The sequence below is a fragment of the Lentibacillus saliphilus genome, assembly GCF_019093865.1.
GTDB classification, from domain to species: Bacteria; Bacillota; Bacilli; order Bacillales; family Amphibacillaceae; genus Lentibacillus_B; species Lentibacillus_B saliphilus.
Genome location: NZ_JABJXD010000001.1, coordinates 728,929 through 751,110, shown reverse-complemented (window position 1 = coordinate 751,110; position 22,182 = coordinate 728,929). Strand labels below are relative to the sequence as shown.

At 41.6% G+C, this 22,182-nt stretch carries 16 protein-coding genes and 1 tRNA gene; 13 read left to right on the top strand and 4 right to left on the bottom strand.

The window, feature by feature from the left end:
- The first annotated feature begins 124 nt into the window (after positions 1-124).
- Entirely contained in the window at positions 125-259 is a 135-nt protein-coding gene (locus tag HPC67_RS03785) for an anti-repressor SinI family protein (RefSeq protein ID WP_217586089.1), read from the top strand.
- A 224-nt stretch (positions 260-483) separates the two neighbouring features.
- Here the strand turns inward: HPC67_RS03785 and HPC67_RS03780 are convergent, their stop codons facing one another.
- Positions 484-1,584 carry an SDR family oxidoreductase gene (locus HPC67_RS03780; RefSeq protein ID WP_217586088.1) on the bottom strand — a complete coding sequence of 367 codons (1,101 nt, stop codon included), beginning with the start codon at positions 1,582-1,584 and terminating at the stop codon, positions 484-486.
- 551 nt (positions 1,585-2,135) lie between these two features.
- Here HPC67_RS03780 and HPC67_RS03775 point away from each other — a divergent pair.
- Positions 2,136-3,095 carry an alpha/beta hydrolase gene (locus HPC67_RS03775; RefSeq protein WP_217586087.1) on the top strand — a complete coding sequence of 320 codons (960 nt, stop codon included), beginning with the start codon at positions 2,136-2,138 and terminating at the stop codon, positions 3,093-3,095.
- Between the two features lie 361 nt (positions 3,096-3,456).
- On the opposite strand, the gene HPC67_RS03770 is transcribed toward HPC67_RS03775, so the two are convergent.
- Positions 3,457-5,463 (bottom strand): S9 family peptidase, encoded by a 2,007-nt coding sequence (locus HPC67_RS03770; RefSeq protein WP_217586086.1) that lies wholly within the window; start codon positions 5,461-5,463, stop codon positions 3,457-3,459.
- Between the two features lie 168 nt (positions 5,464-5,631).
- Entirely contained in the window at positions 5,632-6,510 is an 879-nt protein-coding gene (gene dat / locus HPC67_RS03765; RefSeq protein WP_217586085.1) for a D-amino-acid transaminase, read from the bottom strand.
- A gap of 157 nt (positions 6,511-6,667) precedes the next feature.
- On the opposite strand from dat, the gene HPC67_RS03760 reads away from it, so the two are divergent.
- The 10 genes from HPC67_RS03760 (at position 6,668) to HPC67_RS03715 (ending at position 19,124) form a co-directional block, all read left to right on the top strand.
- The gene (locus HPC67_RS03760; protein WP_217586084.1) at positions 6,668-7,357 is read left to right on the top strand and encodes a Crp/Fnr family transcriptional regulator; all 690 of its coding nucleotides are present in this window, start codon (positions 6,668-6,670) and stop codon (positions 7,355-7,357) included.
- 193 nt (positions 7,358-7,550) lie between these two features.
- A tRNA-Gly gene (locus HPC67_RS03755) sits at positions 7,551-7,624 on the top strand.
- A gap of 149 nt (positions 7,625-7,773) precedes the next feature.
- Positions 7,774-9,480 (top strand): ABC-ATPase domain-containing protein, encoded by a 1,707-nt coding sequence (locus tag HPC67_RS03750; protein WP_217586083.1) that lies wholly within the window; start codon positions 7,774-7,776, stop codon positions 9,478-9,480.
- Positions 9,481-9,516: 36 nt separating this feature from the next.
- Positions 9,517-10,662 carry a tRNA epoxyqueuosine(34) reductase QueG gene (gene queG, locus HPC67_RS03745; protein WP_217586082.1) on the top strand — a complete coding sequence of 382 codons (1,146 nt, stop codon included), beginning with the start codon at positions 9,517-9,519 and terminating at the stop codon, positions 10,660-10,662.
- Positions 10,663-10,700: 38 nt separating this feature from the next.
- Complete coding sequence (locus HPC67_RS03740) at positions 10,701-11,246, top strand: methylated-DNA--[protein]-cysteine S-methyltransferase (protein WP_217586081.1); 546 nt, start codon at positions 10,701-10,703, stop codon at positions 11,244-11,246.
- A 105-nt stretch (positions 11,247-11,351) separates the two neighbouring features.
- Entirely contained in the window at positions 11,352-12,200 is an 849-nt protein-coding gene (locus HPC67_RS03735; protein ID WP_217586080.1) for an amidase domain-containing protein, read from the top strand.
- Between the two features lie 102 nt (positions 12,201-12,302).
- Positions 12,303-12,776 carry a tRNA (uridine(34)/cytosine(34)/5-carboxymethylaminomethyluridine(34)-2'-O)-methyltransferase TrmL gene (gene trmL, locus HPC67_RS03730; protein ID WP_217586079.1) on the top strand — a complete coding sequence of 158 codons (474 nt, stop codon included), beginning with the start codon at positions 12,303-12,305 and terminating at the stop codon, positions 12,774-12,776.
- Between the two features lie 665 nt (positions 12,777-13,441).
- Positions 13,442-16,297: a 2-oxoglutarate dehydrogenase E1 component gene (locus tag HPC67_RS03725; protein WP_217586078.1), complete on the top strand. Its 2,856-nt coding sequence runs from the start codon at positions 13,442-13,444 to the stop codon at positions 16,295-16,297.
- Positions 16,284-17,549 carry a 2-oxoglutarate dehydrogenase complex dihydrolipoyllysine-residue succinyltransferase gene (gene odhB, locus HPC67_RS03720; RefSeq protein ID WP_217586077.1) on the top strand — a complete coding sequence of 422 codons (1,266 nt, stop codon included), beginning with the start codon at positions 16,284-16,286 and terminating at the stop codon, positions 17,547-17,549. Before HPC67_RS03725 ends, odhB begins: the two co-directional genes overlap by 14 nt.
- A gap of 285 nt (positions 17,550-17,834) precedes the next feature.
- The gene (locus HPC67_RS03715) at positions 17,835-19,124 is read left to right on the top strand and encodes an NCS2 family permease (RefSeq protein ID WP_217586076.1); all 1,290 of its coding nucleotides are present in this window, start codon (positions 17,835-17,837) and stop codon (positions 19,122-19,124) included.
- A 248-nt stretch (positions 19,125-19,372) separates the two neighbouring features.
- On the opposite strand, the gene HPC67_RS03710 is transcribed toward HPC67_RS03715, so the two are convergent.
- Positions 19,373-20,731: an MATE family efflux transporter gene (locus HPC67_RS03710; RefSeq protein ID WP_217586075.1), complete on the bottom strand. Its 1,359-nt coding sequence runs from the start codon at positions 20,729-20,731 to the stop codon at positions 19,373-19,375.
- Between the two features lie 115 nt (positions 20,732-20,846).
- Between HPC67_RS03710 and HPC67_RS03705 the strand changes: the two genes are divergently transcribed.
- Positions 20,847-21,920: an undecaprenyldiphospho-muramoylpentapeptide beta-N-acetylglucosaminyltransferase gene (locus HPC67_RS03705; protein WP_217586074.1), complete on the top strand. Its 1,074-nt coding sequence runs from the start codon at positions 20,847-20,849 to the stop codon at positions 21,918-21,920.
- The last annotated feature ends 262 nt before the right edge of the window (positions 21,921-22,182 follow it).

The following is a 22,182-nucleotide window of genomic DNA, read 5'->3' as shown; positions in this document are numbered from 1 at the left end:
TTGTTGTTTTTATTGACATGTAATGGTGGTGTAATGCATTATGCGTTAAACTTTTTTTATAAAAGTATAAAGAATAAGTCATGGAAACAAGGGGGTATGTCTTATCAAATCTCAAGAGAAATTAATGGATCTAGAATGGGTAGATTTGATTTGGCAAGCGGCAGAACAAGGCATGACAAAGCAACAGGTGCGTTCGTTTATTAGACAGAAAAAAAGGGATTTGCACAATGGGGAACGAGCAAGTAAGGATTATGCGTAATAATATAAATGAAAGCATCGCTCTAAATAAAAATAAGAGCGATGCTTTTTCTTAGAAACTCTAGATTGTAGCAGGTTTGATGTACTCTCGTTGATCTGAATTATTATGATGCGAAAATGATTGATACATCTTTAAGTGAAATGGCATTTGAGATGAGTAAACGGTCAAGTTGTTGTTAACGAATAAGATGCCCTAAATCTTGAAATCGTGTCAAAGAACGTTCATTAAGTCATATCGATATGCTTCGTATAATCATCCTTATAACATCTGTAAAAGTCGATCATTGGCTGAAGTGTCTCTTTTAAGTCAGGACATGAGACACCACTATCCGCTAAATCCTTCACAGCCTCGGAACTGTCAAATGATGCTTGAAAAGAGAAATAATCAAGGGCCTCCTGCTCTGTCTTGAGCCATTTTCTAATGAAACGAGCCGACAAACCCACTTTGGCTAGTGGAAGTGGGATTTTTCCGCGTGGCGTTCTGCCAAGGTAAAACGCACAGAGCATACGATAAATGTCATGCATGCGATAAGGGTTCGGGTCTGTTAGGTGATAGGTTTTTCCCTCTCCAACAGATGCAATAGCCAAATAGCTCGTTGCTTTTATAACATAGTCAGCCGGAACGAAATTGCCTTCTGCTTCACCGTCTCCAAGATACGGAATGATCGGTAGATGACGCATGCTATCAAGAAAGTTCAGCATGAAATATAGGCCGTCAAATTTAATCGTCTGACCTGTCTCCGCATCTCCCTTTACAATGCCAGGGCGAATAATGGTTGTCGGGACAACACCTTTAAGCAGATCGACCATTTTTTCTGCTTCATATTTTGTCTGTTCATAATGGTTTTTGAATGATTGACCACAGTCAAGCTCATGTTCATAAATGCGGCCTTCGCGCTTACCAGCTACATACGCTGTACTGAAATAAATATATCGTTTAAGCTTTGATAGCTGCTGAATCCAGTCATTCATATGGCTCGTACCTTTAACATTAACTTCCCATGCGACTGACTCAGGTACAGCTAAATCGTATATTGCAGCGAGATGAAAGACATGTGTAACGGATTGAGCCAGATGATCGGATAGTTGTGTGTCAATCCCAAGGCCTTGTTTCGTAATATCACCGGGCACAACCGTAACCATTTTCTCGTCTAAATGATTCTGCTTACAAAATTGATGGATGTCATGCGTGGCGCTCTTTTCAAGATGAGGCAGAACGAGTAGATATATATGATCGATCATTGATTTGTGATCTGTAATCAACTGATTTAACAATCTTCTTGCTAAAAAACCAGGAAAACCAGTTATAAAATATGTATGAGTCATTAGGCTCACTCCTTTAAAACGTGATGATATTTTCGTAATGGTCTCGATTAACGATTAGTCTTTGTGCTCTACTGTATGCATCAAGTATAGTATAATAGGAATATATTGACAATGCGTTGTAGAGGGGAAAGCTGATTGTGACTGTTTTTTTCAAGAAAACAAAAGTTTCCTAGTGTATTGATATCATGAAAACGCAAATAAACTAATAGAGCCGTATATATTAGAGGATCTCCGCATAAATATGAATTTAGCCTCATATACTGGATTTGCACCGCATATATCTTTATTAAGCCGCATATCCCCACGCTTAGCCGCAAAAACACAATAACAGCCGTATACGTTCCAATAGCACCTTACGAAAAAATGTATTCATTTAATGGAAAAACGTCATATTTAATAGATGGTCATGACTTTTCCTGTGCAGAAAGGGCTCCTTAGCATAACGATATGAAGTTAGCAACATGTACCATGACCAAATTGCTCAAACCTCCCCATAGAATGCCAGTTTCATATTATAATGGACATACGTAACTGAGGTGGGGGGAGCCGTGATGAAAAAGAAAAAGTGGTTAAAGCTTGTGACGTTATCGGTAATGACCTTACTTATAATAGATGTTGGTGCTAGTTTGTTTTTCTATAACTTGGCAATTAAGCGTGAAGAGACGAAGGATTTTCTTCAAGGGAATAAGGATCTTGAAGTATCCGCCGAAGCGATGGCTGAATTTACACGAGGTGACTGGCGGGATTGGGTAAACGAGCAAGCCTTTGAAACGATGACGTTAGAATCCTTTGACGGGCTTGATCTTCGGGGATATTTTTCACGAGCAGATGAACCGACAGATAAAGTCGTCATTTTGAGCCATGGCTATTTAGGCCATGGCAAACAGATGGGGCTATATGGTAAATATTATTATGAAACACTTGGCTATCATATATTTATGGCTGATGCTCGAGGTCATGGTGACAGCGAAGGCGATTACTATGGCTTTGGCTGGCATGATCGACTTGATTTAATTGCGTGGACGAACCAGCTGGTAGAACGACTAGGACCCAATACGGAAGTCGTATGGCATGGGCTGTCAATGGGGGCTGCCACCGTTCTGATGGCGAGTGGAGAGGATGTTCCTGATCAGGTCAAAGCGATTGTTGCAGATAGTCCGTATGAAAGTGTGTATGATTTATTTGCCTATCAAATGAAGCGCATGTTCCATTTGCCAGCTTTTCCGATTTTAGATAGTACGAGTTTTGTTGCTAAGGCGCGGGCAGGCTATACATTTAAAGAAGCATCAGCACTGGAGCAAGTTGAAAAAGCGGACGTTCCGATTTTGTATATTGCTGGCAATGCAGATACATTTGTGCCAACAGATATGGCTCAGAATCTCTATAACCATACGAAAAGTGAAGCGGACATTTTAACAGTGGACGGTGCAAACCATGGAGAGTCGTTTATCATTGATCGTGATGCGTATCTTGAACGATTGAATGGTTTTTTGGCACAATATGTACAATGAGGCGTTTTGGGATGATGTGATGCAGCGCATGCGATGTCCGAAAGTGTCGTTAAAATGACTGGTGACCATTTCGAAGAGGCAGTTCGTTCTAGATATGCGTTAGTTTTACGATATATACGGCTGAAACGTGTGATATGCGTTGTGTTTTGGTGATATGAGGCAAAGACGAAATATATACGGCGTATGTGGCGTTTATGCGGTTTAACCTTGTGATATACGGCGATTTGACGATATATGCGTTTGTGGCGCTGCATGTGTTATAGGTTATGCTGCTGTCATGGATTAAATGTAAGAAGGAAGTAACCGAAAGAATGCGGTTACTTCCTTTTCCTTGTTGGATCATATCAATTCATACATGATCTTATAAATAGTGGTCGAACCAGCGGCAAATGTGGTTCAAGCGCTCAATACGCATGTCTGGGTCACCACTTCTGCTTAATTCATGGTTGGCACCAGGGAAGCGTACGAATTCGACGTCTTTTCCAAGATGCTTCAGTGTGATGAACAATTGCTCACCTTGTTCAATCGGACAACGGAAATCAAGCTCGCCATGCAAAATTAACAAAGGTGTCTCAACGTTGCCGGCATATTTTAATGGCGAAATATCCCATAGCTTGGCTGGATCGTCAAGCAGATTGAGCCCATGCTCCCATTCTGTGAAGAAGAACCCGATATCACTGACGCCATAGAAGCTAAGCCAATTACTGATTGAACGCTGGGTGACGGCTGCTTTAAAGCGATTTGTATGACCGACGATCCAATTCGTCATAAAGCCACCGTAGCTGCCACCAGTGACACCGAGACGATTTTCATCGATAAAGCTGTATGTCTCTAAGACGTAATCGACTGCGCTCATGAGGTCCGTATAGTCTTTTCCACCATAGTCGGTGCGGCACGCGTCAACAAAGGCTTGTCCGTATCCGTGACTACCACGTGGGTTTGTATACAAGACGACATAGCCCTTGGCTGCAAGAAGCTGCATTTCATGGAAAAATGTTTGCCCGTACATCGCGTGTGGACCGCCGTGAACTTCCAGGACAAATGGATATTTTTTGCCTTCTTCAAATCCATAAGGCTTCAATAGCCACCCTTGAATTGTCCAGCCATCCTCAGCCGTTACCGTCAGTTCCTCTGGTTCAGCAAGGTGTACGTCGGCTAGAAATTCTGCATTCGCCATCGTTATTTGTTCAAAATGTCCGTCTCCATCTAGTTTATAAAAATTGCCTGGATCTGTCGGCGTACTGATGCCAATGATAAATGTATGTGCTGCTGGATGATATGAAAAACCAAAGACGTGGTTGTTCCGCGTATAAATCGTTTTCAACGCACCGTCCATGGACACCTCATAAAGTCCTGTTGCACCTTGATCCGTACCAATAAAGTAAAGTCGTTCACCGTCAAGAGACCAGACAGGACCTGTATCTGACTCGCCAAGACGTGTATCCCCAATCATGGCATCACCGATTTGAAAATCCCAATCTGAACTGAGGCATGTATGATCTCCACTTTTTAAATCGAATACATAAAGATCATTTAAAGTTGCGCCTTTATATTGCTGTTCATGACCGAGACAAGCCAATTTTGAGCCACAAGGTGAAAATACAGCTCCAGCGAAACTGCCTTTTCCGTTTGTCAATTTTTCAATATGTTTCGATGCGATATCTAGAGTATATAGATCGAGAAACAGTTCACGATCGGCATCATCATTTAAGTTCGCAGCAAATACAATTGTCTTGCCATCTGGAGATATGTCTTGGACAAAATGATCCGCATCACCTGACGTGAGCTGTGTGAAGGATTCGTTTTTTACATCATATAAAATAATGTGACTGCGTTTTCGATCATGAAATCCCCTTCCGTCTGACTTGTATTTCAGTCTGTCGACGATGAGTGGCTTTTTCTTCAGTTCTTCTTGTTCCTGTTGTCTTTCTTCTTTTGACAGTTCCTTTTGATTTTGGACATCGTCGTCCGCATCAAGCATGGCCGTGAAGATAATTGATTGGCCGTCTTTAGACCATTCTGGGCCAGTTGCTCCATTTTTGAAAGTCGTTAACTGTCTAGCTTCACCACCATCAACCGGTAATAGCCATAACTGAGGTACACCGCTTCGAGTAGATTGGAAAACGATGTAGTTTCCGTCCGGTGAAAATCGTTGATGGCTTTGTTTGCCCTTGGTGAATGTCCATTGTTTAGGCTCGTTTTTATGTAGATCCTGGTAAAAGATGTGTGATTCATATGTGTCCTTGTCCGTTGCAGTCGTGGAGATGAATGTATAACCATTACCATCTGGTGATACTTGTGGATCACTAAATATCGCCAGTTCTTTAAAGTCATCGGCTTTAATTGCTCGCTGTTTCTGTACGGTCATTCAAATTCCTCCCATATTAAATCAGATTTGATGAAGTTTTCTTTATTCTAAACTATTTCGGGTAACGAATCAATGATTGATTTGAGCATTTTTAAATTTAACAAATTTTATTGATATGGTAAAAAAACCGGATGCAATCCTATGCATCCGGGTGTCTACGTGTTCAAGTCATTTCGTGTATTCAGTTGTACACGATCTGTACTGTTCAATTTGTTGTTCAAATCGCTTCTGGAGCTGTCTCGTAATTGGACCAGGGCGACCATTGGCAATGACCGTATCATCCACTTTCGTAATTGGTAATATTTCCGATGTTGTACTTGATAAGAACAGCTCATCAGCTGAAGCAATTGCTTCGGTTGAAAAGCTTTCTTCAATGAATGGTACACCTATCTCATCCGCATAATTATGCACACGAATTCGAACACACCCTTTTAAAATGCGATTTGTCGCAGGGTATGTGTATATTTTGCCGGATTTAATCATGTACACATTAGATGAAGCACATTCTGTTACCTCACCATCAAGATGCAAAATCGCTTCGTAGCACCCTTTTTCTGTGGCGGCTTGTTTTGCGAGAACGTTAGGAAGCAAATTTAAACTTTTAATATAGCAATTGCGCCAGCGTTCATCCGGCTGAGTTATTGTGCAGACGCCATTTGCTTGATTTGTCTCATTGCGCGGTAAATCACGCACATAAGCATATACATTTGTGGAGGCTTCCTTTGGAAATACATGATTCCGTGGTGCAGAGCCACGTGTAGCTTGCAAATAGATAATACCATCGGCTGTCATGTCATTTTTCTTAAGGAGCTCCATAAGTAATTGTGCGAGTTGCTCTTTCGTAAATGGGAGCTCAAGCTGAATCGCTTCAGCTGATCGGAAGAGTCTATTTAAATGCTCTTCAAATAAATCATATTGTCCGTTATAAATACGAACGACTTCATAAATACCATCACCAAATTGCAAACCACGTTCTTCAAAAGGGTACGTGAGGTTGTCCTTATGTGTAAATGTGGTTTGCGACAAAATAATTGGGTAAATAGACATGTTCAGCCTCCTTAGCATATTAGACTATATTAAATTACATTTTTAATCATGTGTAAAGAATAATAGCTTAATTGTACTATCTTTGTGATAAACTTCACAGACTATTATAGTACAGTTATGATATAATGCTCTCATATTCTACAGGGAGGCGGAAAGGATGGAACGCTTGTTAGATCGATTGTCGTTATCTGATTATGCCCAATTACTGAATTTAAGTACGTCTAAAACGGTAAAAGGGGGAGAATGTGTTTACCAAGAAGGAGATCCTGTACATAACCTATATATAATTAAGAGCGGGCGTATCCGCATTTATAAACAAGTCGCGCCAGATCGAACGATTACGATGTGTACAAGAGGTGCACGTGACGTTTTTGGTGAACTTGGCCTATTAAGTGGCGAAATGTATTATAATTCAGCCTGTGCCTTAGAGAACAGTACGTTACTTGTTCTGAAAAAAGAGCAGTTTGATGAAGTTTTAAAAGAAAACGGTCAGTTGAGTCTCGTGTTTGCCAAGTGGTTGGCCGAAACCGAAGAAGCTGGATACTCAAAAATTCGAGATTTTATAGCGTTTGGTGCTGAAGGAGCGGTTGCTTCTATATTTATAAGGTATTCTAACATGTATGGCGTTGTGACACCTGAAGGTATTCGTATTACAGAGCCGATCAAGCTGCGTGATATCAGTGAATATATCGGTGTATCTCGTGAGACGGTGAGTCGTATCGTTGCTAAGTGGCGAAAAGAAGATAAGGTTGATAATGCCTCTAAGTATTTTATGATAAAGGATCAAGCTTATTTTGAACAGCTCCTTCAATGTCACAGGTGCCACGCAGAGCACTGCGTTTTATAGCGTTAATATGGATTCAGCTTTTAGAAGGGATAGTCGTTCATGGAAGAGGTGGGCGTTATTCCTTTTTGTATTTAAATGAAGTCATGAATTTAGCTGTGCCATTTTTCATCATATTTTCCTTTAAAAAAAGATTGATTGCTTCAATAAAGACTGTTATAATACAATACACGTTAAACATAAGACATGTCAGCATGCGGGTGTAGTTTAATGGTAAAACCTCAGCCTTCCAAGCTGATGACGAGGGTTCGATTCCCTTCACCCGCTCCATACATACCAACGCAGTATCTCGTGAATGTCACACGAGGTGTTGCGTTTTTTAATTGTAGCAACCGCTCCTCAAGTGTATCCTAAGTTTAGGGGATAGCACGTTTGACGTACAATGATTGAACAACGATAAAGCGAGGGATTTGATTACGATGCAAAAACTATTAGAACAGTTGCAGCGAATCGATGGAAAAGGCTACAAAGCATATCAAGATTTAAAGGGAAACTATGACTTCACACATACTAGATTATATATCGATCATGTTCAAGGTGATCCGTTTGCGGCGCCATCTAAAATAAGAGTCGTAATACCGCGCCTTAAACGACCAATTCAACGCGCGTGGTTAAGTGAACAATATCGTAAAATTGCCGCAGAAGATGTATTTGCCCGTGCCGTCAGTCAAGCTGTCTCTAAACAGCACACAGTTATTAAGGGCTCGGGAAAGAGTGGACGAATCCAATTTGACGCACCAGGACAAGAAGTGCTTGAACGCACAGCAGTTCAAATTCATGACAATCAAATGACTGTTTGCTTATCTGTTGGCCTTCCTGCTAATGGCCGCCGTATTAACGGTCGAGAAGCGATTAAACTATTAACGCATGTCATTCCAGAGGTTATAACGAATTCTGTTTTTTCCGTTACCGATACCGCGATAGAAGAAGCTGTACAGCTCGCTGATCAACAACAGGCCATTCGTCGTCTTATGCGACAAAATGATTGGATTGCATTTATCGCTAATGAGGCGATTTTGCCACGCAAGAGTGGGGTTAGTGATGAACCGATGCAACGAGCTGTCCCTTTTCAAAGTCCAACTGAGCTAGAAGTATCCCTTGAAATTCCACATCGACCAACGCCTTTAAAAGGGATGGCAATTAGGAAAGGCATTACATTAATTGTCGGTGGTGGTTATCATGGTAAGAGTACGTTACTTCAGGCGATAGAGCGAGGTGTCTATCATCACACGGCTGGTGATGGTCGTGAATATGTTCTAACGGATCCTGATGCAGTTAAAATTAGGGCAGAGGATGGGCGGAAAATAACAGCGGTCGACATCTCCCCTTTTATCAATAATTTACCTCATGCGCAACAGACAACATGTTTTACAACAGACAATGCAAGTGGCAGCACGTCACAAGCTGCAAATGTCATAGAAGCATTAGAAGTTGGAGCATCGACTCTCTTAATTGATGAAGATACGAGCGCCACGAATTTTATGATTCGAGATCATCGGATGCAGCAACTTGTACAACAAGAAAAAGAACCGATTACCCCATTTATTCAAAAGATTAATCAGTTAAAGAACGCGCTTGATCTCTCAACGGTTCTCGTAATGGGTGGCTCAGGAGATTATTTTTCTGTTGCTGATACGGTTATTATGATGGATGAATATCACCTTTATGATGTAACAGAACAAGCAAAAGCGATTATTGAAAAAGAGCCTCTTCCTTCAATAACTGCTTTAGAGCAGTCATTTGGTTTGATTACAGCTAGAAGCTTTGAACAAAAAAGCTTACAGACGAAAAAAGGGAAACGCTCAAAGACACAAGCAAAGGGCTTAACCACCATCGTCATGGGACAGTCAAACATATCCTTTGATCATACTGAGCAACTCGTAGATCCTTCACAAACGCGAATGATTGCTGAAATCATTCAATTTTTGGATCGAACGAACGGCTTGGGAGATCGTTCATTAACTGAACTACTCGATTTAATTGACACACAAATTGACGAAAAGGGGCTAGCCTCGTTTACGACTTATCGAGATGCTCACCCTGGGGACTTAGCGCGGCCACGTCGTTATGAAATTGCGGCCGTGTTGAATCGGATGCGAACAGCTCATGTTAAGCAATTAAAGTAACGTATATGTACATTATAGTTGAAAGAGGTGTTCCAAATGAGCCATGACAATTTGAAGCAAAAAATAATAGCATATAGTAAAACAATTGGCATTGATAAGATTGGCTTTACGACGGCTGACGTATTTAGTACGCTCAAAAATCGGCTCAAGGAACAAGAAACGCTTGGTTATCAATCTGGCTTTGAGAAAGGTTCTATTGAAGAACGAACTGAACCAAGACGACTAATGCCAGAAGCCCAGTCTATTCTTTCGATTGCCATTGCATATCCCTCCCGAATGCAACGTCCACCTAAAGGTGAAAAAGGGAATCGACGCGGTATCTTTTGTCGTGCGTCTTGGGGCCGAGACTATCATGTTGGACTAAGGGAGCGGTTGGAAAAATTAGCAGCATTCATTCAAAGTGAAAGACCCGATGCCATCACAAAAATAATGGTTGATACGGGTGAATTATCCGATCGCGCTGTTGCTGAACGTGCTGGTATTGGCTTTAGCGGTAAAAACACGGCAATTATTACACCTGAATATGGGTCATTTGTTTATTTAGGTGAGTTGTTAACGAACATCCCCTTTGAACCCGATCACCCGCTCGAGGATGGGTGTGGTGATTGCACGAAATGCATTGATGCCTGTCCGACCGGAGCGCTCGTAGAAGGGGGGCGTCTTAACGCTCAAAAATGTCTCGCCTTTTTAACGCAAACGAAGGATTTTTTGCCCGATACGTATCGTTCAAAGCTCGGCAATGCGTTATATGGGTATGATACGTGTCAGGTCGTCTGCCCTTACAATAAACAGGTGGACTTCCATCTACACCCTGAATTTGAGCCAGAGCCAGAAGTTGCTAAACCGAAGCTTGTTCCTCTGTTGACGATGTCTAATCGTGAATTTAAAGAAACGTTCGGTCATGTTTCGGGATCGTGGCGAGGGAAAAAGCCTTTGCAGCGTAATGCACTTCTTGCCCTCGGTCATTATAAAGAAACAACGGCGGTCCCTGATATGATAAAAGTAATGAACGAAGATGTACGGCCTGTAATTCGCGGGACAGCTGCTTGGTCTCTTGGTAAAATTGGGACGAAAGAAGCATTTGCAGCGATCAGAGCTGCAATGGAAACTGAGGCAGATGATGCTGTTTTATTTGAAATGGAAAAAGGCCTGGCCTTTGAAACAAAACGAGAGGAATTATAGGTCTTAGATAAAATTTTATGAGAAAAGAGGTTTTTACCATGACGTTATTTTATAAAGAAATGATTACACCAATTGGTCCTCTCACAATTGTCGGTACACATTCAGAAATTGTCCGTATTGATTACGGCACTTATCAAGAGTTGAAATCTAAGCTCAATGCTTGGGGGGCGAAACATCTTGATAAGCCAGAGTTTATTCAGCAGACGAATGAAAAAATCGCCCATGCCTCAGGCGAACTTAGCGGGTATTTTGCGGGGAAGTCATTTAATTTTTCGTTTCCTTTCAAGTATTACGGTACTGACTTTGAAAAGCAAGTGTGGCAAGCTTTGTATATGACAGTCCCTTATGGCGCGACAAGAACTTATAAAGATATTGCTGAAATTATTCGCAACCCGAAATCCGTTCGGGCAGTAGGACGGGCCGTTAACAAAAATCCCTTCTCGATAGCCGTACCTTGCCATCGTATTATCGGGAAAAAAGGTGATTTAATCGGATATAATGGTGGCCTTGATAAGAAGAAGTATTTACTCACCCATGAGCGCGAACAAATGGCGTTGGTCACGAGGAAGACCAATTTAACTTAATCGTCATTCCCTGGGCATGTTATAATTAGAAAAAGCGTCAAACCTTCTTTCGTAATCGATAATATGAGACACCTTTCAATCATACATTGATTGGAGGGGATTGAATTGAAACGATTAAATCATCTTTGGCTTGATATATGTGAAGGACGATCACAAGAGCTCGCCTGGTGGAATCAAAAAAGATCTCTTTATCAACAACGGGGCTACAGTGTGATACAAGTTCGTGGAAGTGGAGAACTGTATCGGACAGTGCGTTCTGTTGTTGGTGCGCAGTATGAATATATGTTGCATATGATGATCGTCTTGAAAAAAGGTGACCATATTTATATTGAAGAGGAATCGGAGTCATTTTCTTTTGAATTGAATAATGGAGATATCGTTAACCATAGGGCAATCGAGAAGAAGCAGACCTATACAAGTGATTTCATGAACAAGGTGTTTGAAAGGGATATATCAACGGATCGTGCTCACCGCTTTATCTATGATCGACAGGCTGCTGTGAAGTACGCTGAACGCTGGTGGAATAGCTATAACCCTCAATATCGTACATTTGACGTTGATTGTACCAATTATGTATCACAATGTCTTTATGCAGGAGGTGCTCCAATGCGAGGCGCGCCTAACAGAGCAAAAGGCTGGTGGTATCAAAATGACAACTGGAGCTTCAGTTGGGCAGTTGCTCATTCGCTACGCTGGTACTTAAGTGGTTCAACGACAGGACTGAAAGGTGCAGAAGTAGAGCAGCCTTCTGAGCTAATGCCTGGTGACGTTATTTGTTATGATTTTGAAGGCGACGGAAGATGGGACCATAATACAATCGTTGTGGCAAAAGATATCGATAACATGCCACTCGTTAATGCCCATACGAATAATAGTCGAATGCGGTACTGGTCGTATGAAGATTCCCTTGCTTGGACGCCCGAGTGTAACTATAAATTTTTTCGAATTGGTTGACGTTTCATTAGAGGCATTTATTCTGTTCGATTAGATTGTAAACTTTAAATAGAAGCGACGAATCCATTATGAATCGTTTGCACATGTTAAGGAGAATATGGAATGAGCTTACACATTGTATTATATCAACCAGAAATACCGGCTAATACGGGTAATATATCTAGAACATGCTTAGCTACTGATACAACACTTCACCTTATACACCCTCTAGGATTTTCAACAGACGATCGTATGGTACGTCGAGCTGGTCTGGATTACTGGCAGCATGTCGATATACGTGAATACAATTCCATGGATGAGCTGTATCGCACATATCCAAATGGTGACTTTTACTATATCGAGAATTTTGGTACAAAGCATTACACTGACTTTGATTTTAGTGATACGGATCAAGAGTTGTTTTTTGTATTTGGACGTGAAACAGATGGAATCCCGGTGTCTTTATTAAACGGAAAAGAGGATAAATGTTTACGGATCCATATGAACGATAAGGTTAGGTCTCTAAACCTCTCTAATACGGCGGCAATTTTGATTTATGAAGTATTACGTCAACAAGGCTTTCCGGGCCTTGTATGAAAATAGCATCATGATTTGACGATAAGAGAGCGGAATTGTGCACCTGTTTAAACAGAAAAAACTGCCGGCAATATGAGTTGCACGGCAGTTTTTTTGACATGTGTTATTGACTTTTCTTTGGTACTCCAGGTTTTGCTTCATAGCCTGCTGTGAAACAAGATGTAATAAACACAACAATAACCCCAGCTAAAAGTGCAAGCTTCATGAACATGGCCCCCCTTATGATTAACTTCCATGTCGCTCCCGTTAAACGGTTCGTACCACTTCATCATGACCGCATCAAGATGATGTGATAATGAATGCCGTGTATAATCGGGAAGGTGTTCACCTTCAGTCAATAGGAAAAGAGATCCCAGCTTGATGAAACGTGAAATCAATGAAATGCTTAACGTATCATTTCGAGTCCATTATAGCTGATTCATTGTTTAATGTGAACTACGAACCGTTATTTCAATCAATCAATGTGAAAATGACCAAGCACTAAAAAAGGTCAAGTCGTTGAAAAAACTTGATATGGCAATGATTCACTCACGACATAACACCTATTTGAATAGCATGAATCATTCCAAATATATTTTAAGAGATAATAGTTGATGAAATGTTTTAACATGCCTATAATGATAGGTGGATTTGCACAATGTTAACATCTAATGGGGGTATATGACGTGACACAGAATGAAGAATCTTTTGAGAGATTCTGGGGAGATTTTCACGGTCCAAATCGGGGGTATATTGAAGAACAGTTTGATCTGTATAAAAAAGATCCCAATAGTGTTGAACCATCAATTAAAGATGTGTTTGACACATACGGCGCACCGGATTGGCTGTCCGGGAACACGGTCCAAGAGACATCAGCTTTTTCGTCAATTGACCATGTTAAAAAGCTTACCTCAGCAATGAAGCTTGTTGAGGCTATTCGTCGTTTTGGGCATCTAGGGGCAAAGATTTATCCAGTAGGTGCAAGAGAGCGTCAATCAGAGCTTGTACAAGCAGCATCATACGACTTGACGGATGACGATTTGCGCAGCATCCCAGCTGAATGGCTATGGGAACAAGCACCGACAGAGGTTGAGAATGGACTTGACGTCATTCGTTATTTGAAATCGTGTTATTCAGGGCCGATTACGTTTGAATTTGACCATGTTAACAATGATGAGGAGCGGCAATGGCTTCTCGAAAGAATCGAATCTGATTCACATCGCTTTGATCCGTCGAAAGAGGAGAAACTTCAGCTTTTAGAACGACTGGCCCAGGTAGAGGGGTTTGAGCAGTTTTTACAAAAAACATTTGTCGGTCAAAAGCGTTTCTCGATTGAGGGACTTGAAGCAATGGTACCAATGTTAGATAGACTTGTGAAGTATGCGACGAAAGATAAAGTTGAACATATTATGATGGGAATGGCACACCGTGGCCGTCTAAGTGTTTTAGCACATGTGCTTGGTAAGCCGTTCGACAAAATATTTTCTGAGTTTCACCACTCGCCAAACAAAGAATTAATCCCATCTGAAGGCTCAAGAGGGATCAATTACGGCTGGACTGGTGATGTGAAATATCATTTTGGCGCAGTGAAGGACGTGCCAAATGGTGATGAATTTACGACGCGTGTTACCCTTGCAAATAATCCATCGCATTTAGAATTTGTGAATCCTGTGGTTGAAGGATTTGCCCGCGCTGGCCAAGATGATCGATCTGCTAAGGGCTACCCGAAACAAGATATGAATAAAGCCTTTCCGGTGCTCATTCATGGTGATGCAGCTTTTATCGGTGAAGGTGTCGTTGCGGAAACGCTAAATTTAAGTAATTTACCAGGCTATGATACTGGTGGAACCGTTCACCTTATCGCGAATAATTTAGTCGGCTATACAACAAACCGCCATGAAGGGCGTTCAACACGGTATGCGAGTGATTTGGCTAAAGGCTTCGAAATACCAATTATCCATGTGAATGCAGATGATCCGATTGCGTGTATCAACGCTGTTAAAATGGCATATGAATACCGACAAACGTTTCATAAAGACTTTTTGATCGATCTTGTTGGCTATCGCCGTTATGGTCATAATGAGATGGATGAACCAAGAACGACACAACCGCAGCTTTATCAAGATATTGATAACCACCCAACGGCAGCACATGTATTTGCAGAGAAATTACAAAATACTGGTGTGATTGATCAGGCTCATTTTGAAGCGGTCAAAAAGACGATTCAAGATGAACTTCGTAATATTTATGTAGGCATGAAAGAGGAAGCCGCGTCTAAACTAGAACCGCCTGCAATGCCAAAAGCACTCACAAATGGCATTGATCACTTTGATACGACGTTTCCACTTGAAAAGCTAAAGCAATTAAATAAAGAATTGTTGCAGCGTCCTGAAGGTTTTACACCATTTAAGAAGCTGGAAAAAATCTTGAAACGCCGTGAACAGATGCTTGAGGATGGCAATAAAGTAGATTGGGGAGCAGGCGAAGCATTAACGTATGCGTCTATTTTAAGTGATGGCATTCCAATTCGTTTAACAGGGCAGGACTCTGAACGCGGCACATTTGCGCATCGCCATATGGTTTTGCATGATATTAAAACTGGAGATACGTATTCACCACTTCACGGACTGACAGATGTAGAAGTGTCGTTTGATATTCGCAATAGCCCATTATCTGAAGCAGGCGTACTTGGCTTTGAGTATGGCTATAGCGTTCAGTCTCCGAAAACGTTGGTCATTTGGGAAGCCCAGTTTGGTGATTTTGCCAATGCCGGCCAAGTGATCTTTGACCAATTCATTTCTTCAGCACGCGCAAAATGGGGCGACGTGTCCAATATGGTTATGCTTTTGCCACACGGCTATGAAGGGCAAGGGCCTGAGCATTCTAGTGCACGATTGGAACGGTTTTTACAAATGGCTGCTGAAAATAACTGGATTGTTGCGAACGTCACTTCAGCTGCGCAATTTTTCCATTTAATGCGTCGGCAAGCTGCAATGCGCGGTCGTGAAGAAGCAAGACCACTTATTGTGATGTCACCAAAAAGCTTGTTAAGAAATCAACGTGTGGCATCACCAGCTCAGGCGTTTTCTGAGGGGCGTTTTCAACCATTGCGTGATCAGCCTAATTTGAAAGTATCAAAGAAAAATGCGACACGCCTTTTAATTGGGACAGGAAAAATCATGGTGGATATTGAAGAAGCACTTGAACAGTCCGATGAAACATATAGCTGGCTGCGTGCGCTTCGACTCGAGCAAATATACCCATTTCCGATAAAAGAGCTGCAAAAAGAAATTAAAGCATTGCCTAATTTAAAGGAAATTGTGTGGGTACAGGAAGAACCGAAAAACATGGGGAGCTGGGATTTTGTTGATGATTACTTAAGGGGTGCACTAAAGGAAGGGCAGTCACTGAAGTATATTGGCCGACCTGATCGATCATCACCAGCTGTTGGCGAACCGAACATTCATAAAGCTGAACAACAACACATCATTCAACAAGCGATTAATCCGTTCAAAGGGGGAGATTTCAGTGAAAGAAATTAAAATTCCAGAACTGGCTGAATCCATTACAGAAGGGACAATTTCTGAATGGTTGGTTAAAAAAGGCGATAAAGTAGAAAAAGGCGACCCGATTGTTGAGTTAGAGACGGATAAGGTGAATGTAGAAGTCAATGCCGATCATGCTGGCGTTTTAGTGGAAATTCTTCATCAAGAAGGTGATGATGTGGAAGTTGGTGACGTCATCGCTAAAGTGGATGAGGCCGCAGAAGCTGGTGCATCTGTTGAACAATCGAATGCTGAAACACCAGTGGCACAGCATTCGGAAGTTGAAGTTGAGCAACCATCACAACACCCCGTACAAGAAGAGCCGTCAAGTGAGCCAACGGATGAACAGAACCATGTCATCGCCTCACCAGCAGCTAGAAAGCGAGCACGGGAACTCAATATTGATCTCAATTCTATTCAGCCACGTGATCCACTCGGCCGTGTGCGACCAGAGGATGTAGAGGCTGCTGCAAGCAAGAAGCAGGATCAAAAACAGTCAGACACTAAAAAATCTGCCCCTAAAGCAACTGAGAAAACAGAATTTACCAAGCCGGTTGAACGTGTGAAAATGACGCGCCGCCGTCAGACGATTGCTAACCGTCTCGTCGAGGCACAGCATGAAGCCGCTATGCTGACGACATTTAACGAAGTCGATTTAACGGAGGTCATGAAGCTTCGTTCTGAACGAAAGGATAAGTTTTTAGAAAAACACGACGTGAAGCTCGGTTTTATGTCTTTCTTTACAAAAGCAGTCGTCGGTGCTTTGAAAGACTTCCCATTACTTAACGCAGAAATTCAAGGCAATGAACTCGTTCTAAAGAAATTTTACGACATCGGTATTGCTGTATCTACTGATGACGGGCTCGTCGTTCCTGTTGTGCGTGATGCCGACCGTCTTGATTTTGCTGGTATTGAAAAGGAAATTAGCAATCTCGGTAAAAAAGCACGTGACAACAAGCTTGGCTTAAGTGACTTGCAAGGTGGCACATTCACAATTACAAACGGTGGTATCTTTGGTTCAATGCTGTCAACACCAATATTGAATGCCCCACAAGTCGGCATTCTCGGTATGCATAATATCCAAAAGCGTGCAATGGTCATGCCGGATGATTCGATCCAAGTATGTCCGATGATGTATATTGCGTTGTCCTATGACCACCGGATTGTTGATGGTAAAGATGCTGTTCAGTTCCTTGTTAGAATTAAGGAATTGCTAGAAGATCCGTATGATTTGTTATTAGAAGGTTAATGATCCGTTTATATATCGTACAAAACCCGTTTACGACACAGCGCGTGAACGGGTTTTTTGTATGGGTGAAATATATAACATGCATCCTGTTGTGAAAGAGGAAAATCGATGCTATTACTGGCTCTTGATTATCGTAATCCGGACAATGAGTAGTTTTTATGACCTTTATATACGGGTTTAGTCAATATAAACCCTTAAAAATAAAAAAAACTCTTGATCTAATGTCAAAAAGCGAATATGATTGGTTATGTTGGTTTTTAAATTCGGAAATTGGAGTGCTATTATATGAATACATTTTTTAAGTTAAAAGAAAACAACACCAATCTACGAACAGAAATAGTTGCAGGTGTGACAACTTTTTTGACGATGGTTTACATCATTGTTGTGAATCCGGCTATTTTGTCAGCCGCTGGCATTCCGTTTGATCAAGTATTTATGGCAACGATTATTGCAGCAGTCGTTGGAACGGTCATTATGGCGTTATGCGCAAATTATCCAATTGCAATTGCGCCAGGCATGGGACTTAACGCTTATTTTGCGAGTGTTGTAGCAGCACAGGGATTTTCATATCAAGTCGTGCTGGGTGCAGTGTTTATGGCTGGTATCTTATTTGTCTTGCTCAGTTTGACAAATTTCCGCGAAGTGCTGATTGGCGCAATTCCACCAGCTTTAAAGTACGGTATTACGTCGGGAATCGGATTGTTTATTGCATTTATCGGATTAAAATCATCGGGTATTGTCGTTGAGGATCAAATTAATATGGTAGGACTTGGTGATTTTCACAATCCGGTTACACTGTTGACCCTTGTTGGACTGCTGATCACACTCATTCTTATTGTGCGAAAGGTTAACGGTGCTTTGTTTATCGGGATGCTCATCACTGGCGTCATTGGCTTTTTTACTGGTCAGCTTGAGAGTCAAGGTATAGCAGCAATGCCACCTATGCCTGTTATATTTGATATGGATGTTACAGGCGTGTTTGCTAATGGTCTATATACTGTTGTGTTTGCATTTTTGCTTGTTACAATATTTGATACAACGGGGACATTGATCGGTGTGGCTGAACGTGCGGGCTTCTTGAAAAATGGTCAGATGCCACGGGCAAAATCAGCTCTGTTAGCTGATGCAACAGCAACGTCAGTTGGAGCGATGTTTGGAACAAGCCCATCTACGGCTTATGTCGAATCTACTTCAGGTGTGGCTGCTGGCGGAAGAACCGGACTTACAGCACTCGTCGTTGCTGCATTGTTTGCTGTATCTATGTTCTTTAAACCAGTGATCGAGGCGATTGCCAATTCGCCGGCGATTACAGCCCCTGTTTTAATTATTGTCGGATGTTTAATGATGGATGGATTAGCACGTATTGATTGGAAAAAGTTTGATGATGCATTTCCTGCTTTTGCAATTATTCTTGCAATGCCACTTACATCAAGCATTGCAACAGGTATTGCGATCGGATTCATAACGTATCCGCTTCTTAAGCTTGTTATTGGAAAAGGGCGTGACGTGCATTGGATCTTATATGTATTTGGTATTATTTTTGCCCTACAAATGGCATTCTTTCCAGCCATCTAAGATAATAATATGATGTTGGGATACATCCCAAGTTAATGTAACAAAGTCAGGTAAGCCATCTTGTAATCGATGGACGACCTGACTTTGTTTTATGTGTATTAGATTGTTCATTTGACTGATACGAAAGGTGGTTGCTTTCTGTAGGAACGACTTTGGTCATTGCTGTTCCTGCAGGCGTCAGCCATCTTTTGTCTAGTCTGGTGAGGTCATTCGAGCATTCCATAAGGATTTGATTCAATGAACTGGTGTTACACGTCATTGGCTTGAGCATAATGACGTTGTACGTGTAACAATCGCCATAACAATGCAACCGCCCCACAGCTTAAACCAATTATAATTCCAACCCAATAGCCAAACGGTTCAAGAGGTGTGAAATTGGCAAGCAGCCATCCGCTTGGTAAGCCAATGACCCAATATGATATGAGTGAAATAACAAGCGTCACATTGACATCCTTATATCCGCGTAATGCCCCTTGTATCGGAGCCCCGAACGCATCTGCCAGCTGGAAGAAAATCGCATAGAATATAAATTGTTTCGTGAGCTCAATGACTTCCGGATTCGTATTGTACAAAGCCGCTGCTGGTCCATCAAACACATAAAGAACGGCCCCAGCAAATGCAGCGATGCCGAGTCCACTTGCCAAGCCGATATAGCTGTAAACCTTAGCGTCGAAGGAACGATTTGCACCGAGTTCATAACCAATGGCAATCGTTAAAGCCATTCCTACACTAAGTGGAATCATATAAAGCATCGTTGCAAAATTCATAGCCGCCTGATGTGCTGCAATTGTATATGTGCTGTACACACTCATGAGCAAGGTGACGGCCGAAAATATACTCGTTTCAAAAAAGATCGCGACACCAATTGGAATACCGATTTTAAGCTGCTCGCCCCACGCTTTTAAAGCAGGTTTGTCCCAGTTGCGACATATGCCGTAGTTTCGAAATGGGCGCAGACGATGAACGACGAACACGGTGATGATACAGACGAGCCAATAAGTGAGTGCGGTGGCAATCCCTGACCCAATTCCCCCAAAAGCTGGTAAACCAAGCTTTCCAAAAATAAAAATGTAATTGAAGCATACATTTAAGGGAAGAGAGATGAGAATAATCATCATAGATGTCCGTGTTTGCCCGAGTGCATCGATAAAGCTGCGCAGCGTGTTGAAAATAAACAGCGGGACAATACCTGTACTAATCGTAATCAAATACCATTTCGCTGTGTGACGAACGTCGTGCTCGAGATCCATCCGTTCTAACACAGGATTAAGCGAAAATGCACCTACAATCAAAATAAAAATGGCCAATGCGACGGCCAAATAAATTCCTTGCTGTACTTTTTTTGGAATGTCCTTTGTTGCCTTAGCACCCGCAAGCTGAGCGATAATAGGTGTTATCGCAAGGATTACCCCATTAATTCCAGTGAAAACTGGTACCCAGAGGCTTGAGCCAATTGCTACACCAGCGAGATCTTCAGCGCCAGCCCGCCCGGACATAACGGTATCAAAGAAATTCATTAAAAACATGCTAACTTGCGTGATTAAAATCGGAATGAGAATGATACCAAATAGTTTAAGCTTTTCTCTTAAAGAAGATGTTTCATACATATCAAGACTTCCTTTTTTGTGCATTTTCTATTATCATTGAAATTGGTCTGACAATATGGCTCCAATAGCTATTATACTGCGAGCCAATGAAATAAGAAAGAGGGGCCAATCTGTTATGAATAACAAACGTATTTTATTTACGGGTGGCGGTACAGCCGGCCATGTTATGGTTAATCTCGCTTTAATACCCGTTTATCAACAGGCTGGGTGGCAAATTGATTATATTGGATCACATGATGGGATTGAAAAGACATTAATTGAACCTCTTGAAGGTGTCACGTATCACGGCATATCAACAGGGAAACTGCGTCGATATATATCAAAGGAAAATTTAAAAGACCCATTCAAAGTTGTAAAGGGAACATTACAAGCATGGCGTATCATTGGCCGTGTAAAGCCGGCAGTCATTTTCTCAAAAGGTGGCTTCGTATCGGTCCCAGTCGTTCTTGCTGCTAAGCTAAGAGGCGTTCCAACGATTATCCATGAATCAGATTATACGCCTGGGCTTGCCAACAAAATTGCGATTCCATTTGTTCAAAAAGTCCTCGCAACGTTTCCAGAGACGATGGCCTTTTTGCCAGAGAAGAAAGCGGAATATGTCGGTGCTGTTATTCGGGATGATCTGTTCCAAGGGGATCGAAAAAGAGGTCTTGAGCTCACCGGATTGACTGAAGAAAAGCCGGTCTTACTCATCATGGGTGGTAGTGGTGGCGCACAAGCAATAAATGATACGATTAGAAATGTGCTCGATCAATTACTTGACTCAGTTCAAATCATTCATATTTGTGGTCATGGTAAAACGGACCCATCGATAAAACAAACAGGTTATGTACAATTTGAATATGTGAATGAAACACTTAAAGACATATTGGCGGCTTCTGACTTTGTCGTATCACGCGCGGGAGCGAATGCAATTTTTGAATTTTTAGCTTTACGGATTCCGATGTTGTTAATTCCTTTATCACGGCAAGCGAGCAGAGGCGATCAAATTATTAATGCCCGTTCCTTCTTAGACAAAAAGTATGCCCGTGTACTTGAAGAGGAGGAGCTTACTGAAGCGTCTCTTGTTCATGAAATTATGGAATTAACAAAAGCAGCCCCAGTAATGCGTGACTATATGAAGGCATTTGAAAGTAAGAAAGCGCGTGATCAAGTGCACGATATTATTCAACACGCGATAAAGCATTAAATAAAAAAAAGTAGGCAAAATCATCGATTGACGATTTTGTCTACTTTTTTTCTCTGAAAATGAGTCAATTTCCATCTGTTATAGTCATATATTTGTACATATAGCTCGCTAATACAAGTATTCACCATGATTAAGCCATATTATCTCGGTTATACAAGGTTAATCGTTGATAATCGATGATAATTACCAATTTTCCCCACATAAGCGGTTTGAGTATTTTGGTTTTTTTGGATAGTATTTTATATGTAAGTCGCTTCAGACT

What these genes read in the sequence shown, in the direction of transcription:
- dat (WP_217586085.1), bottom strand. Translation starts at nt 6,510, where the DNA reads ATGTCTATTTACCCAATTATTTTGTCGCAAACCACATTTACACATAAG.
- HPC67_RS03750 (WP_217586083.1), top strand. Translation starts at nt 7,774, where the DNA reads ATGCAAAAACTATTAGAACAGTTGCAGCGAATCGATGGAAAAGGCTAC.
- queG (WP_217586082.1), top strand. Translation starts at nt 9,517, where the DNA reads ATGAGCCATGACAATTTGAAGCAAAAAATAATAGCATATAGTAAAACA.
- HPC67_RS03705 (WP_217586074.1), top strand. Translation starts at nt 20,847, where the DNA reads ATGAATAACAAACGTATTTTATTTACGGGTGGCGGTACAGCCGGCCAT.
- HPC67_RS03710 (WP_217586075.1), bottom strand. Translation starts at nt 20,731, where the DNA reads ATGTATGAAACATCTTCTTTAAGAGAAAAGCTTAAACTATTTGGTATC.
- HPC67_RS03780 (WP_217586088.1), bottom strand. Translation starts at nt 1,584, where the DNA reads ATGACTCATACATATTTTATAACTGGTTTTCCTGGTTTTTTAGCAAGA.
- trmL (WP_217586079.1), top strand. Translation starts at nt 12,303, where the DNA reads ATGAGCTTACACATTGTATTATATCAACCAGAAATACCGGCTAATACG.
- HPC67_RS03775 (WP_217586087.1), top strand. Translation starts at nt 2,136, where the DNA reads ATGAAAAAGAAAAAGTGGTTAAAGCTTGTGACGTTATCGGTAATGACC.
- HPC67_RS03760 (WP_217586084.1), top strand. Translation starts at nt 6,668, where the DNA reads ATGGAACGCTTGTTAGATCGATTGTCGTTATCTGATTATGCCCAATTA.
- HPC67_RS03785 (WP_217586089.1), top strand. Translation starts at nt 125, where the DNA reads ATGGATCTAGAATGGGTAGATTTGATTTGGCAAGCGGCAGAACAAGGC.
- HPC67_RS03715 (WP_217586076.1), top strand. Translation starts at nt 17,835, where the DNA reads ATGAATACATTTTTTAAGTTAAAAGAAAACAACACCAATCTACGAACA.
- HPC67_RS03770 (WP_217586086.1), bottom strand. Translation starts at nt 5,463, where the DNA reads ATGACCGTACAGAAACAGCGAGCAATTAAAGCCGATGACTTTAAAGAA.
- HPC67_RS03740 (WP_217586081.1), top strand. Translation starts at nt 10,701, where the DNA reads ATGACGTTATTTTATAAAGAAATGATTACACCAATTGGTCCTCTCACA.